At 59.5% G+C, this 660-nt stretch carries 1 protein-coding gene; it reads left to right on the top strand.

The annotated features are described in order from the left end of the window. Positions 1-31 precede the first annotated feature (31 nt). On the top strand, positions 32-660 hold a 629-nt coding region (gene argH, locus ACYVRH_RS13990), incomplete at its 3' end, for an argininosuccinate lyase (RefSeq protein ID WP_461257493.1).

Below are 660 nucleotides of genomic sequence, written 5' to 3'. Positions count from 1 at the left end.
GTGCTGCGCCCTTGACCGCGACCGTGGCCGCCTGGCGGATGCCCTGGAGCGGCTGGACGAGTGTCCCCTGGGTTCAGGGGCTTTGGCCGGCTCAACCCTGCCCCTTGACCGTGAAGCCGTTGCGAAAACATTGGGCTTTAAGCGTCCCACCCTGAACGCAATGGACTCCGTTGCCGACCGGGACTTTGCCGTGGAAGTTGCCGCGGCCCTTTCCGTCGTCATGGTACACCTTTCCCGGTTTTGCGAAGACATTGTCCTTTGGGCCAGCGAGGAATTTAAGTTTATCGATCTTGCCGAATCGTACAGCACCGGTTCCTCGATCATGCCCCAGAAAAAAAACCCCGATTTTGCGGAACTTATCCGGGGCAAGTCCGGCAGGGCTGTCGGAAACCTGGTAAGCCTCCTTACCATCCTGAAAGGGCTTCCATACGCCTACGACAAGGATTTACAGGAAGACAAGGAAGCCCTTTTCGACAGCATCGACACCGCCGCCGCGTCCCTGCGGATTTTCCGGGGCATGATCACTTCGGCGGCTTTTAACGCCGGGCGCATGAAAGCCGCCTGCGCCGGAGGCTTCCCGGAAGCCACCGATGCCGCCGAATACCTTGTCCGCAAAGGAATGCCTTTCCGCACAGCCCACGAGACTCCTGAGCATCTCGT

It is taken from the genome of Treponema sp. R80B11-R83G3 (assembly GCF_054786115.1).
Note: the sequence above shows the minus strand (reverse complement) of the source record. Positions and strands in the feature narration are given on the sequence as shown.